The sequence below is a fragment of the Halorussus salinisoli genome, from assembly GCA_005239435.1.
Taxonomy (GTDB): Archaea; Halobacteriota; Halobacteria; order Halobacteriales; family Haladaptataceae; genus Halorussus; species Halorussus salinisoli.
Map to the genome: position 1 here is coordinate 156,517 of SZNP01000009.1, position 12,799 is coordinate 169,315.

Here is a 12,799-nt window from a genome sequence, read left to right on the forward strand (position 1 = left end):
TTATACCGAACTGGCAGTTCACGGCCCCTATCCCGGCCTAATCCGGAGACATTCGGATTACGTCCGAGCAACCGGGGTTACGGGCGAGAAACGGTCGGTTTCGCCTCAGTCCCAGAACGATTGAGTCCGAGCGTATTGACGCTCTTGGGCCAGAATGTCCCGATAGAACTCGTCTTCGTCTTCGCGCAACTTGGCGATGATTCGGGCGGCGTTCTGCGGGCCGACCCCGCGGGCCGCCAGCGCGATGACGGCCCGTTTGCCGTGGCTCTGGACGAGGTTGGCGGCCTTGTAGGCGCGCCGGGTCATCTTCTCCTGCTCGTCGTCCTTCTCCGGTGCGCGGACCGCCTTGACCACCTCGTCGGCCCACGGGTTGAGCGCCGCGATTCGGGTCGAACCGCACTCGGGGCAGCCGGGTTGGTCGCGGACGCGCCGGACCGGTTTCTTGCGCTTCCAGTCCTCGCAGTGGAGGCAGAACAGGATGACCTCGTCGTTCCGGATGCGCTCCCTGACGGTCTGGATGACGCTGGCGTCGGCGTTCTCGGGCGCGAGCAGTTCCCTGCCAGAGGAGATGCCGCCGGTGCCGACCGGGGTTCGCCCGCCGGTGGTCACGACCTCGACGTCGCCCGACCGAACCTTCCGGAGGACCTCGCTGGCCCGCTCGACCGCCAGGTCGTCGTGGAACACCTCGCGGACCGCCTCGTCGTACATCGGGGTCTCTTCGAGGGCGGCCATCAGGCGGCCTATCCCCGGACCGGAGGTGCCGCCGCCCTGCCAGTTGCGGAGCGCGCCGAACTTCGCTGCGACCTGCGAGAGTTTGAACTTGAGCGAGTCGGAGTGTTTGAGGCTCAACTCGATGATGGCCGCGACGTGTTCGGGGTCGGTGTCTTCGAGGACTTCGGCGACCTCTCGGCCGTTGACCTTCGGCGGCACGTCCAACTCGATTCGATAGGGGTCCACTTCGAGTCCGACCGAGGAACCGGTTCGCTGGCCGACCAGCGACGAGAGGACCCGCCCGAGCGTCTCGTTGACCTTGTGGCCGAAGCAGGCGTTGAGGACGACCTTCCGGGCGGCGTGTTCGACCACGATTCGGTCGGCCGTGGGGAGGGGTGCCTCGGCCTCGGCGTGGCGGTCGAGTTGCGAGAGGGCTTCGCTGGCGGTGTACTCGTCGGTCGGATACCGGTTCGTGAACTCGCGGGCCACGCCCTCGCGCGGCGCACCGCGCTCGAACTGCGGGCCGGCCACGCCGCGCATCTCGCCGACCTCTCGGGCCACGTCGTAGGGGACCGGAATCTCCTCGCCGACCCACGACGGAATCTCGCCGCCGGGGTCCTCGATGGGCGAGACCTTGACGGCTTCGTCGTCGTCGTCCACCTCCGTAATCCGCCACATCTCGCCGCGCTGGACGAAGATCTCGCCGGGTTGGGCGAAGTTGACGACGAATCGCTCGTCCAGGGTGCCGACCTGCGACCCCGAGGCGATGTCCTCGACGGTGTACTTCTGTTCGTCGGGAATCATCGAGAGGTTGGCGTAGAAGTACTGCCACGTCTGGCTCGACTTCTCGAGTCGGTCCGCCTCCTCGTCGAGCCAGACGAGGCGGTTGCTCTTCAACTCGCGGCAGACCGCCTTGAACTCCGACTCTGAGAGGTCGCGGAAGGGGTAGGCCCGCGTCACGACGTCGTACGCCCGCATCGCCGACAGTTCGCCGAAGTCCATCACGAGACCCACGATCTGGTTCGCCACGGTGTCTAAGCTCCCGTCGTGAATCTCGACGCTCTCCACGTCGCCCGCTTTCGCGCGGCGGGCGATAGCGAGGGCTTCGAGGGTGTCGTCGGGGTGCTTGGTGATTATTGTCCCGTGAGAGACCTGCTCGCTCCGGTGGCCCGCGCGCCCGACGCGCTGGAGCAGGCGCGCGACCTCGCGGGGACTCGAATACTGGACCACGTGGTCGATGCGACCCACGTCGATGCCCAACTCCATCGAGGAGGTACAGAGCAGGGCGTCGATTTCCCCGGCCTTGAACCGGTCTTCCACGTCGATGCGGGCCTCCTTCGACAGCGACCCGTGGTGGACCCCGACGTCGGCGTCGAGTTCCTTGAACCGCGAACCGAGGGCTTCGGCGGTCTGGCGCGTGTTGACGAAGATCAGGGTCGAGTCGTGGTCGTCCACGACGTCGAGGATGGCCCGGACGTGGCTGGCGACCGACTCGTCGGTCGCGAGTCGGCCCGCGAGTCGCTCGTCCTCGTCGGTTATCTCGGGTTCGCGGACCTCGAACTCGACCTTGCTCCCCACGTCCACCTCCACGATTTCGGGGTCGTCGCCGCCGGTCAGGAAGCGCCCGACCTCCGGGGGGTCGCCCACCGTCGCGGACAGACCGATGCGCTGGAAGTCGTCGGCCAACTCCCGCAGGCGCTCCAGTCCGACGGTCAACTGCGCACCGCGCTTGGCGCTGGCGAGTTCGTGGACCTCGTCCACGACGACGTGATGCACGTCTTCGAGGCCTTTCCGGAGTTTCGACCCCGTGAGCATCGCTTGGAGCGTCTCGGGCGTCGTCACCAGCACGTCCGGCGGGTCGTTGGCCTGCTTCTGGCGCTGGTAGTCGGTGGTGTCGCCGTGGCGCACGTCCACGTCCAGATTCAACTCCTCGCCCCACCACTCCAGTCGCTGGCGCATGTCCCGGTTGAGCGCCCGCAGCGGCGTGACGTAGAGCGCGGAGATGCCGAATCGGGGACCGTTCTCGGCCTGGTTCTCGGCAATCGCGTCGAAGACGGGGAGCATCGCGGTCTCGGTCTTTCCGGTCCCGGTCGGCGCGATGACCAGTGCGTCCTCGCCGCGAGCGAGCGGCGGGATGGCCCGACGCTGTGGCTCGGTGGGCGTCGAGAACCCCCGTTGAGAGAGCGCCGCCCGCACCTGCTCGCCGAGTTGCGCGAAGGCCGCAGAACCGGCGGCCCGTTGGTCACTCATCGGTCGTTTTTAGTGGTTAGAGGGTGATAAGCGCGTTGCCTTCGGAAACTGACGGGGAGGCCTCGTCGGGCGTTTTTGCGGAGTTCGCGTGGTGGGTTTCGGAGACGAGGTAGCGCGCTCACACGGGAAGTCCGTCACCCAGTTGACGCCGAGCGTCTATCGGCGGTACCCCCGCGATGACGCCAGCGCGCACCGAAGCAGACGATTGATATCGTTTTCTTATAATAACTATATGTTTCTCTAACGATTGCTCTGATATCCTTACAGCGTCCGCCGTCCGCGTGACAGTACATAACAATAACGACGGCGAACAGTTCCGAAAATCGACACCAGCGAGCGACCTGTTTCGCGTCGTCCGAACTTGTTCGGGGGAAGATATACACTCGCGACACCTCGATATCGAGGCGTCGCCGGTCCGGTACGACCGGGAATCGAGTTACGACCGAACCGCTGTCGCCGACGCGGCGACTACCGAAGTTAACGTCACGAATGTCTGCAGGAGATACACTCTACCATCGGTTGGGCGGGGAAGAACAGATTTCGAACGTCGTAGACGAGTTCTACGAGCGAGTGCTGGCCGACGACTCGGTCGCGGGTTTCTTCGAGGACGTCGACATGGCGGCCCAGCGCGCCCACCAGACGCAGTTCCTGAGTGCGGTCGCGGGCGGGCCGGTCGAGTACGACGGTGAGGAGATGCGCGAAGTCCACGAGGGCCTCGGTCTCGAACCGGAACACTTCGCGGCGATTGCAACCCACCTCGAAGCCGCGCTTCGGGAGTTCGACGTGCCGGAGGAGTCGGTCGAGGGAATCATGTCGGAGGTCGCGGCGCTGGAAGACGACGTGCTCGTTCGATAGCTTCGACTTCCGGCGAAGGCTTTTCTCCGGAGGTGTCGAAGGGCGCGTCATGGAGACCGAAGTCCACTTCCGAGAAAATCAGGAGTTCGACCAGCCGTGGCTCTGGGGGCTACTCGGCCTGCGTGCGGTCGGCGACCTCCTGGCCCTCGCTCGCGGGAAGCGGTCGGCCCGCGAGACGGTCGGCCGCCTCGCCACGCTCGGGGCCGTCGCCCTCCTGTTCCGGGTCGCTACGCTCCGGACCGAAGTCCGCGACGACGGCGTGTACGTCAACTTCGCGCCGTTCCACCGGTCGGACAAGCGCGTTCCCTTCGCGGACCTCACCGACGTGCAGGCGACGGGCTACAGTCCCCTGCGTTACGGCGGGTGGGGTATCCGGTGGAGTCCGAGCGGCATCGCCTACACCGTCAGCGGGCGGAGCGGCGTCCGGTTCGAGCGCACCGGCGGGAAGTCGGTGTTCGTCGGGTCGGACCGACCGGACGAACTCGTCGGGGCGGTGCAGGAAGCGACCGAGAAGACGGTCTGAGGGCGAAGAGACGCGTTTCCGGCGGCGAGCTCACTCCGGCGATTGCCGGGATTACACCGACCGATAGTCGCCCAACCGGGTCCCGTCGAGGAGATACGCCTGCCCTTCGGCCAACCCCTCGGGCAGAAACGGGGCCAGAAACTCCTGGCCCTCGACGTTGACCCACGTTCCGCCCACGAGGTCGTTGAAGGCGGGGAACACCACCAACTCCGCGCCCGCCCGGACGCCGCCCTCGCGCTCGGCGAAGGCGGCCCCGGCCAGCGACCCCCGGAGCCAGACGCGCTCGACCCTGCACCCGCCGACCTCGTCCTCCAGACGCACGGCGGGGTGTTCGTGGCCGACGCAGACTACCTCGCTTCCGAGAACCTCGGGCGCGGGCCACGTGTGGCCGTGCGCGAACCCCACATCGCCGAGTCGCACGCCCGCGCCGTCGGTCACGTCGAGGTCGGCCCACGACTCGATCGCACCGTCGTGGTTGCCCTTGACGAGCGTGGCGGCGACTTCTCGCTCTTCGAGGCGTTCCAGTAGCACTTCGATTTCGCCGCGCTCGGCCCCGCCGGGGTCGCCGATGGCGTGCATCAGGTCGCCCAGGAAGAGGACGCGGTCGGCGTCGGTTCGGGTGACGAGCGAGAGGAGGCGCTCGCGGCGCTCTGCCGCGCGACTGTCGAGCGAGACGCCCTCCGCGCGCAGCGCCTGCTCGATGCCCGCGTGGAAGTCGGCGACGACCAACGCGCGCTCCGGGCGGCAGTCGGCGTCGCGTTCGACGTCCGCAATCGCGGCTGGTTCGCCGGGAACCGGCTCCACCAGGCTCATCAGATGGGCTTGAGGGTGTCCTCGCCCGACTCGTAGCACCGCCCGGCCATCAGCGCGGCTTCGAGCGCGTCCTCCACGTCGGCGGGCGTCACGTCGTAGTCCTGCACCACGGCGGCCAGCAGGACTTCGCGCTCGACTCCGTCGCCCTCGTTCAACTCGCGCATCTCGGTCATCACGGTGTCTTCGAGGTTCTCGGGCGTCTCCTTCCCTCCGGACTCCGACTCGTCGGTCGCGTCCTCGGAGTCGTCCGGTACGGAGTCGCCCGACTCGACCGCCGCGCTATCTTCCCCGATGGACGCGCCGGGCGCTTCCGCAGCGGCCGTCCCACTGCCTTCGGGTGCCTCGTCGGCGGAGTTCACGGCGTCTTCCGTGCCACCGGACGCTGATTCGAGGTCCTGTAGCTCGTCGGTATCGACTTCTTCGGCGGTCGGGTCGGCGGGTTCGCCCGCGTCGGGTTCGTCGTCGGCGAGTTCGGCCTCGCGCTCGGGCGTCGAGTCCTCGGGACCCTGTTCGGGGTCCGGACTGGGAGCGTCCATCTCCGACTCGCCGGGTTCGTCCACTTCGGTTCCGGAGGAGAATTCGAGACCGTACTCCTCCTCGACCTCCTCGCGTTCCTCGTCGTCGAACTCGTACATCTCGTCGCCCGCCCCGGCGGTGCCGATGTCCGGCCCCTCGTCCGCGTCGTCGGTCTCCGGAGCGAACGACTCGTCGGTCGAGGTGTCCTGCTCGGACTCGACGGTCGGCGGTTCCTCGTCGCCGATTTCCTCCTGTAGTTCGGCGGCGTCCTCGGCGTCCTCGACTTCGGGGGGTTCTTGGGCTTCGGCTTCTGCCTCGGCGTCCTCGACCGTACCGGTCGGAGCGTCGCCGAGGTCTGCGTCCGTGGCCGTCTCGGTACCCGTCGTGGTCTCGGTTTCCGCGGCAGTCTCGGCGTCCGCGGTCTTCTCGGCGTCCGGTTCCGGGGCGTCACCGAGTTCCGTCTCGGGTGCGCCGCTCAGTTCGGCTTCTTCGGCTTCGACCGGTTCGTCTTCGGTCGGTTCGGCTTCACCGACTTCGGTCGTCGCGTCGGTCCCCGTCTCTCCGGTTCCGAGGCCGGAGAGGTCGTCTGTTTCGGCTTTCGTCAGCGAGTAGTCGAGGTCCACGGTCACCTCGTCGTCGCCCTCACCAGGAGCGAGGTCGAGCGGTCCCACGTCGTCGGCGGTGATTTCGCCTGCGACGACCCGGGCCGAATCGACCGCGAGATCCCAGACGTCCGCGAGGTAGGCTTTCGTCGTGCCGTAGTGGTCGAGCGCGAGCGGGATTCCCGAGGCGAGTCCCGCGTCCACGCCGCTGGCTTCGAGCGCCTCGCGGAGGTCGTCGCCGCGCTCGCCCGAGTCGATGGCGTCGGCGAACGTCGAGACCCGCGAGAGGGTCTGCTCGGCGGTCTGGACCACCCAGCGGTCCCGGGTCTCGGCGTCCACGCGGTTGATGGACTCGGGTCGAATCGAGGTGAACACCCGGTCGGAATCGTCCGGTTGGAAGGTCCGGGCCTTGCCCGTCACCGCGACGAACGCGGGCGGGTCGGCGCTTTCGAGGAACGCCATCTCGTCCGGTTGGTACTGCCCGGCGTAGAGGACGAACGCGCCGGTCGGGTCCACGACCCGGCCTCGAAGCACGTCGTCGCTGACCTGCTCGACCTCGGTCAGGACGCCGACCACGAACAGGCGGTTGATGCGCGCGCCGGTCGGCGTGACCACGTAGTTCGGGGCGCGCTCCTCGTCGCTCTCGGAGTAGTCGAAGTCGGCGTCGTCGTACTCCGCGGCGAAGACGCGCCACGCGACTTCGCGGCGACCCGCGCCGCCCTGACTGTCCGACTCGTTCTCGTCCTCGTTTCCGCTCATTCTGCCACCTCCGCGAGCAGGGCGTTCGCACGGTCGGCGGGCGAGTCGTTCGACAACTCGAACTCCGTGACTTCGAGGTTCGCGCCGTAGTCGTCCACCGAGAGGTTGCCCCGGACGCGGTACTCGTGGCCGACGACGCGCTCGCGGATGGCGTCTGCCACGACTTCCTTGTCCATCGCGTCGCGGGCCTGCTCCTTGGCGTCTTCTACGCCGCCGCCGTAGACCTCGGCGGTGCGTTCGTCGTCCAGCACCGCGGTCACGGTGCCGGTCCCGTCGTCGACGATGGCCTTCACGCGCAGGTCGTCCTGACCGTCCACGTCGCCGTGGCTCCGGCACTGGCCGTTCTGTATGACGCGGCCACACTCCGGACAGCGCTCGATGAGACCGGAACCGTCTCGGACCGCGACGACGTTGCCGACGACTTCCACGTCGTAGGCACCGCCGGTTCCAACCGCCTCGCTGACGGTCATCCGGGTGCCGGTGTCGCTTATCGCCAGTTCGCGGTCGAGCGACGTGACCTCCGTGAACTCCGAGAGGTTGACCGAGGGGACGCCGCGGAACTCCCGGACGTACACGTCTTCGATTCGCAACGTCTCGCCCTCGGCGAGTTCGGGTCGGGCCTCCCAGTCGGTGAACGGGAGTCGCGCCGACTCGTCTGCGAGGACGCCGCTCTTGATTTCGGTCTCGCCGTCGCGGCCGTCGATGGTCTTCTGCTCGACTTCGACCACCTCGACTTCTAGGTTGATGCCCCGGTCGCCGGGTTCGAGGTCCGCGAGGTCGGCGTCGCCGCCCACGGGGTAGGGCACTTCAATGTCGTCCTCGAAGGCGACGTTGGTGCTCTCGCCCAGATTCAGTTCGGGGTTGCCCTCCCACTCGCGGACGCCGGCGTTGCCCGCGGTGATGGTGTCACCGGCCGAGAGACCGAAGTCCTCCCACGCGGTGTAGGAGATCTTGCCGGTCTCGTCGGCGATCTCGCCCTCGTGGATGACCTGCTCGTTGCCCTGATACCGAATCGAGCGCTTGCCGACCGTCAGCACCTTCCCGGTGACGGTGACGCTGCTGTCCTCGGTGGACACGTCGGCGATGTCGGCCTGCGAGGGTTCGCTCGAACCACCACCGCCGTCGCCGTACTTCCGCCTGAGGCTCTGCTTTGCCTCGTCCACTGGGACGCTGTACTCCACCAAATTCTCGAGGTCCGCCTTGACCTCCTCCTTATCGACGCCGAGGTCGGAGGCGAGTTCCTCGGCATGGTCGTCCAAACTCATCACTCGAACTTTGCCCGGACGGATTAAAAGTGTTCGTCACGAGAGTCGAACCGAGGTAGTCGAAACTCGTTACGCACCGTGGGTGTCGTGGAGGTAGTGGGACTCGTTCGAGCAGTGGAAGGGGAGATGTTTTAGAAAGCCCACGCGTTCTCGTGGTCGGGTGCTACTGGTGGTTGGTCGGCCGGGCGCGCCCGCGGTGGAAAGTCCTGCGGCCTCTACTGGCGGTTAGTCAGTCGGCGCGAAACCGAGATGGGCGGAGTCGGCGAGTCACCGGAGTCGAACAGGCCACCGGAACGACACCGACAGCGAGGAGTGCCGGTACTCCACGGTCGCCCACGCCAGCACGGTCAGAGCCAGAATCAGGGCGGCCGCAATGTCGGTGAACCCCATCCAAATCGGCAGGACGAACGCGACGCTGTTGGTCACCTTCCGCGGCGTGAATCCGGCGACTGCGGCGGTTTCGGTCTCCCTGTCGCCTGCCTCGGCGTCGTGCGACTGGAGGTCGGCCGCCGTGGCGCTCGGGCCATTCGCGCTCTCGTCGCCCGTGCCGAGGCGTTCGAGTTCGTAGGGCGCGTAGAAGTTCGCGTCCCAGACGACCTCGCCCTGTTCGTCTATCTCCAGCACGCGGTGGGCGTTCGTGTCGGCGACGAGCGTGTTCCCGTTCGGGAGTCGGTCGGCGTCGCGGGGCCACTTCATCTCGTCGTCTGACCAGACCCACGTCTGGGTCCACTCACCGTTCTTCCGCTGGTACTCGACGAGGCGGTCGTTGAGCGAGTCGGCGACGACGACCGCCGGGCCGCCGCGCGATTCGGGAATGTAGTCGGGGTTGTGCTGCTCGTAGAGAACGCCGTGGGCACCGTCAGCGCCGAGCGTCCAGTTCTCCTGCACCCCGGTCTGGGGGTCGACGAAGACCACCGAGTCCTGATTCCGGAGGCTGGTCATGAATCGGCCGTCGTGGAGTTTCTCCACGTCGTTGAGGTGTGCCCAGTCCGCCGGGTAGGGGCCGCCGCCCGAGAGTGGGTACGCCTGCTTGGTGGACCACTCCCAGGTCGTTATGCCGGTCGTCGTGTTGACGACGTACATCTCGTCGGTGTTGATGGCTCCGACCAGCAGTCGGTTCTCGCCGATTCGGTCCACGTCGTGCCAGTTGGCCCCGCGGTCGGCCGGGATGACTCTGGAGTAGACGCGCTCTATCTCGCCGGTCGTGAGGTTGAGACGCTCGACCACCGAGACCGTACACTTCCCGTCGCAGTCGTCGCCCTCGTAGTCGTGTTCGGCGACGTACTCGACGGTCATCTCGGTCCCCTTCACGGGGTCGACGTCGAAGTAACCGTGGTACGAGTCGTTGTGGTAGAGTACCTCGCCGTTGGGACTGAACGCGACCAGCGCGGCCGACTCGCCATTCATGCCGTGACCAGCGATTACGGTGACGTTCTCGCGCGCCGGGACGACGGACGCACGCTCGTCCGCCGGGAGTTCGGCCTGTCGCTCGTAGTCCGAAACCGCGGCGTTGGCGGGCGAAGAGACGTAACTGTAGCCGAGCGTACCTGCGCAGAGAACGACGACGAGTGCGAAAGCGACGCGATAACGACGCACACCTCAGAAATACGCCCTCGGAGACATAAATCGACCGAAAGCTGTTTTCCCCGGAGGCGACTACTCCGAGTATGCGCGTGGTCGTCAACGCCGCGATGAGCGCCGACGGCAAACTCTCCTCGAAGCGCCGCGAGCAGATAGCCATCAGCGGCCCGGCCGACTTCGACCGGATGGACGCCCTCCGAGGTGGAAGCGACGCGGTCATGGTCGGCGTCGGGACGGTGCTGGCCGACGACCCGCACCTCACGCTCGACGACCCCGAGCGACAGGCTGCCCGCCGCGAGCGCGACGACTCGGCCCACCCCGCGCGCGTCGTCGCCGACTCCCGCGCGCGGACGCCGCCCGACGCCCGGATTCTCGACGACGCCGCGACGACCTACGTCCTCGTCGCCGAGGCCGCGCCCACCGAGCGAATCGAGGCGCTGGAGGCCACGGGCGCGCGACTCCTCACGTCGGGTGACGAGCGCGTGGACCTGTCGGGGGCGCTCTCGGCGTTAGAGCGCGAAGGAGTCGAGCAGTTGATGGTCGAGGGCGGCGGCGAACTCATCTTCTCGCTGTTCGACGCGGGGCTTGCCGACGAACTCCGAGTGTTCGTCGGGTCGAAAATCATCGGCGGCCGGGACGCTCCCACGCTGGCCGACGGCGAGGGGTTCGTCGCGGAGTTTCCCGAGTTGGAACTGACCGACGTAGAGCGAATCGACGACGGGGTTCTGCTCCGGTACGCGGTCGGTTGAGCAGCTCTGCGGCCGGGCGAATCACTCTTCGATACGTTCGAGCGAGAGCGTGTGGCCGGTTCGCTGACCGTGTTCGATGAGAACGTCTGCGGGTTTCTCGTCGGCGTCGACGCTGACGACTTTCTCGAAGGGGCAGTCCCGACAGCGGGACCCGAATCCGGGTTTCGTCCTCGCCCATTGCGGTCGCTCGGAGTATCTTTCGAAGTCGTCAGGGGAGTGATTATTCCCTGCTATAGAAAGGCCTTTTTAAGATCCGGCAAATACGGTGTAAAGTAACTGCGCCCGAACGGTGATTTAATGGGAGTGGCCGGTCATCTCGCCGAAGCTCTGGCCGAACCGCTCTTCGAACAGTTCCATCGTCTTCTCCTCGTTGGCCAGCACTTCCTCGTCGGGTTCCTGCTGCGCGTGGTGGACGAGGGCGTGGGCCTGCTGGGCGAACGACAGCATCGTCAGGTCGCCGAGGACTTCGGTGTCGGTTTCGCTCTCGTCTTCGCGGAGCAGGTCGACGACTCCCTTCGGGAGAGTGAGGTCTTCGCTGTCTCCGTCGGGCGATTCGATGGTGTACGTTACGGTCTCGACTTCGGTGTCGGTCATGGTTCTTCTTTCCCCGGGCGAACGTAAAGATGTAGGGGAAAGAAAGACGACTTCGCGCAAACTGGAAGCGGGTACGCAAAAGTGTCCGCACGCGACCGCACGCGGCTACAGCAATCTCGTACAACCCCGATACATCGAACGTTTGCTTCCGTACGAGTTGCGAAGATGACGAGGGCCGTTAGCCGCCGTCACCGTTCCCGGGAGTCGTGGTTTCCACGACGACCTCTTCGGTCGTCTCCTCGTCTTCCGGCGTGGTCTCCTCGTCTTCCGGCGTGGTCTCCTCGTCTTCCGGCGTGGTCTCCTCACCATCACCGGTGCTGATCCCTGCGGTGATCAGGTTGACCTGGCTGTTGAAGAACGTGGAGTCGGTCCCGAACTGGTAGGTCTGCCCGGACTGTAGCGACCCGTCCCGGACGAAGACGAGTGCGTACTCGCCAGCGTCTTGGTCGGGTTGATACCGGATGACGTAGCCAGTGTAGTCGGCCGTGTCTTGGACGATCGCCCGACCGTCGTCACCGACCTGGCGGCCGAGAACACTGTCGACCGTCCCCTGCTGCACTAGGGAGATGACCTCGAACGAGATACCGGGATTGTACTCGTACCCGAACACCAGCGCCTGACTCGGCTGCTGTTGGGCGATAGCACTTTGGCTTCCTTCACGGACTGCGGCACCACCCGCGACTCCTAGCCCGAGTGTGGCCGCAGCGAGAACTTTCTTCGCGTTCCTGTCTCTCTCTCCAGTCATGTTTCGCTATCCACCATCACCACCGTCGCCACCGCCACCAGTGCTGATTCCTGCGGTGATCAGGTTGACCTGGCTGTTGAAGAACGTAGCGTCGGTCCCGAACTGGTAGGTCTGCCCGGACTGTAGCGACCCGTCCCGGACGAAGACGAGTGCGTACTCGCCAGCGGCTTGGTCGGGTTGATATCGGATGACGTAGCCGTTGTAGTCGGCCGTGTCTTGGACGATCGACCGACCGTCGTCACCGACCTGGCGGCCGAGAACACTGTCGACCGTCCCCTGCTGTAGTAGAGAGATGACCTCGTACGAGATACCGGGATTGTACTCGTACCCGAACACCAGCGCCTGACTCGGTTGCTGTTGTAGGTTCGACTCCGCCGCAGCGGTTTCGGTACTGGCGAGTCCGAGTGCGACTGCACCCGACGCGAGCGCGCCTTTCTTCATGAAGTTCCGACGTGACTCGTCTTTCTCGTGTATTTGTGCGTTGTCTCGTTCCATAGTCCCTCCTCTTTCTGCCCCTCTGGGGGCTTGCGTATATGCGGCTAGTCATTCCTTAAAGAAGTACGACCGTTCAGAATTTTGGACGCTCTCATCAACTCGTTGTTCTCCGGTGTAATAGGATACCAAGTAGTGATAGTTGTTAACAAAAAACAATACGCTGTTACCATCGAAACGGCGTTCGTGAACGGGAGAGGTTATTTTCAGTATTCGAGTGTCGAACGAATGCCCGGTAGCTCCCGAACGAGGGCGAGCATCTATATTCGACACCAGTGTATTCGAGGATACCCGCGGTTATAGAACGTTAGTAGGATAATGAGCCGCTGAACGGTCTTGCAGCT

At 65.7% G+C, this 12,799-nt stretch carries 11 protein-coding genes; 3 read left to right on the top strand and 8 right to left on the bottom strand.

Going from position 1 to position 12,799, the window contains the following annotated elements; translation table 11 throughout:
- Positions 1–105: 105 nt before the first annotated feature.
- Complete coding sequence (locus tag E2484_RS21945; protein WP_137287330.1) at positions 106–2,961, bottom strand: DEAD/DEAH box helicase; 2,856 nt, start codon at positions 2,959–2,961, stop codon at positions 106–108.
- 489 nt (positions 2,962–3,450) lie between these two features.
- On the opposite strand from E2484_RS21945, the gene E2484_RS21950 reads away from it, so the two are divergent.
- Together E2484_RS21950 and E2484_RS21955 are read left to right on the top strand one after the other, a co-directional pair.
- Positions 3,451–3,816, top strand: coding sequence for a group I truncated hemoglobin (locus E2484_RS21950; RefSeq protein WP_137287331.1), 366 nt, complete (start codon positions 3,451–3,453; stop codon positions 3,814–3,816).
- A gap of 49 nt (positions 3,817–3,865) precedes the next feature.
- Positions 3,866–4,339: a hypothetical protein gene (locus E2484_RS21955; RefSeq protein WP_137287332.1), complete on the top strand. Its 474-nt coding sequence runs from the start codon at positions 3,866–3,868 to the stop codon at positions 4,337–4,339.
- A 51-nt stretch (positions 4,340–4,390) separates the two neighbouring features.
- On the opposite strand, the gene E2484_RS21960 is transcribed toward E2484_RS21955, so the two are convergent.
- The 4 genes from E2484_RS21960 to E2484_RS21975 all read right to left on the bottom strand — a co-directional run bounded on the left by E2484_RS21960 (position 4,391) and on the right by E2484_RS21975 (position 9,890).
- A complete protein-coding gene (locus E2484_RS21960) occupies positions 4,391–5,152 on the bottom strand; it encodes a metallophosphoesterase (RefSeq protein ID WP_137287333.1) in 762 nt (253 codons plus the stop codon).
- Positions 5,152–7,029: a hypothetical protein gene (locus tag E2484_RS21965; RefSeq protein WP_137287334.1), complete on the bottom strand. Its 1,878-nt coding sequence runs from the start codon at positions 7,027–7,029 to the stop codon at positions 5,152–5,154. Before E2484_RS21965 ends, E2484_RS21960 begins: the two co-directional genes overlap by 1 nt.
- Positions 7,026–8,294 carry a Single-stranded DNA binding protein gene (locus tag E2484_RS21970; RefSeq protein ID WP_137287335.1) on the bottom strand — a complete coding sequence of 423 codons (1,269 nt, stop codon included), beginning with the start codon at positions 8,292–8,294 and terminating at the stop codon, positions 7,026–7,028. Before E2484_RS21970 ends, E2484_RS21965 begins: the two co-directional genes overlap by 4 nt.
- A gap of 267 nt (positions 8,295–8,561) precedes the next feature.
- Complete coding sequence (locus tag E2484_RS21975) at positions 8,562–9,890, bottom strand: arylsulfotransferase family protein (RefSeq protein ID WP_137287336.1); 1,329 nt, start codon at positions 9,888–9,890, stop codon at positions 8,562–8,564.
- Positions 9,891–9,961: 71 nt separating this feature from the next.
- On the opposite strand from E2484_RS21975, the gene E2484_RS21980 reads away from it, so the two are divergent.
- Positions 9,962–10,624, top strand: coding sequence for a 2,5-diamino-6-(ribosylamino)-4(3H)-pyrimidinone 5'-phosphate reductase (locus E2484_RS21980; protein WP_137287337.1), 663 nt, complete (start codon positions 9,962–9,964; stop codon positions 10,622–10,624).
- Positions 10,625–10,918: 294 nt separating this feature from the next.
- Here the strand turns inward: E2484_RS21980 and E2484_RS21985 are convergent, their stop codons facing one another.
- From E2484_RS21985 to E2484_RS21995, 3 genes are all read right to left on the bottom strand, one after another.
- Positions 10,919–11,218: a DUF7545 family protein gene (locus E2484_RS21985; protein ID WP_137287338.1), complete on the bottom strand. Its 300-nt coding sequence runs from the start codon at positions 11,216–11,218 to the stop codon at positions 10,919–10,921.
- A gap of 178 nt (positions 11,219–11,396) precedes the next feature.
- Positions 11,397–11,963, bottom strand: coding sequence for a hypothetical protein (locus tag E2484_RS21990; protein ID WP_137287339.1), 567 nt, complete (start codon positions 11,961–11,963; stop codon positions 11,397–11,399).
- Between the two features lie 6 nt (positions 11,964–11,969).
- On the bottom strand, positions 11,970–12,458 hold the full coding sequence (locus E2484_RS21995; protein ID WP_137287340.1) for a twin-arginine translocation signal domain-containing protein: 489 nt from the start codon (positions 12,456–12,458) through the stop codon (positions 11,970–11,972).
- Between the last annotated feature and the right edge of the window lie 341 nt (positions 12,459–12,799).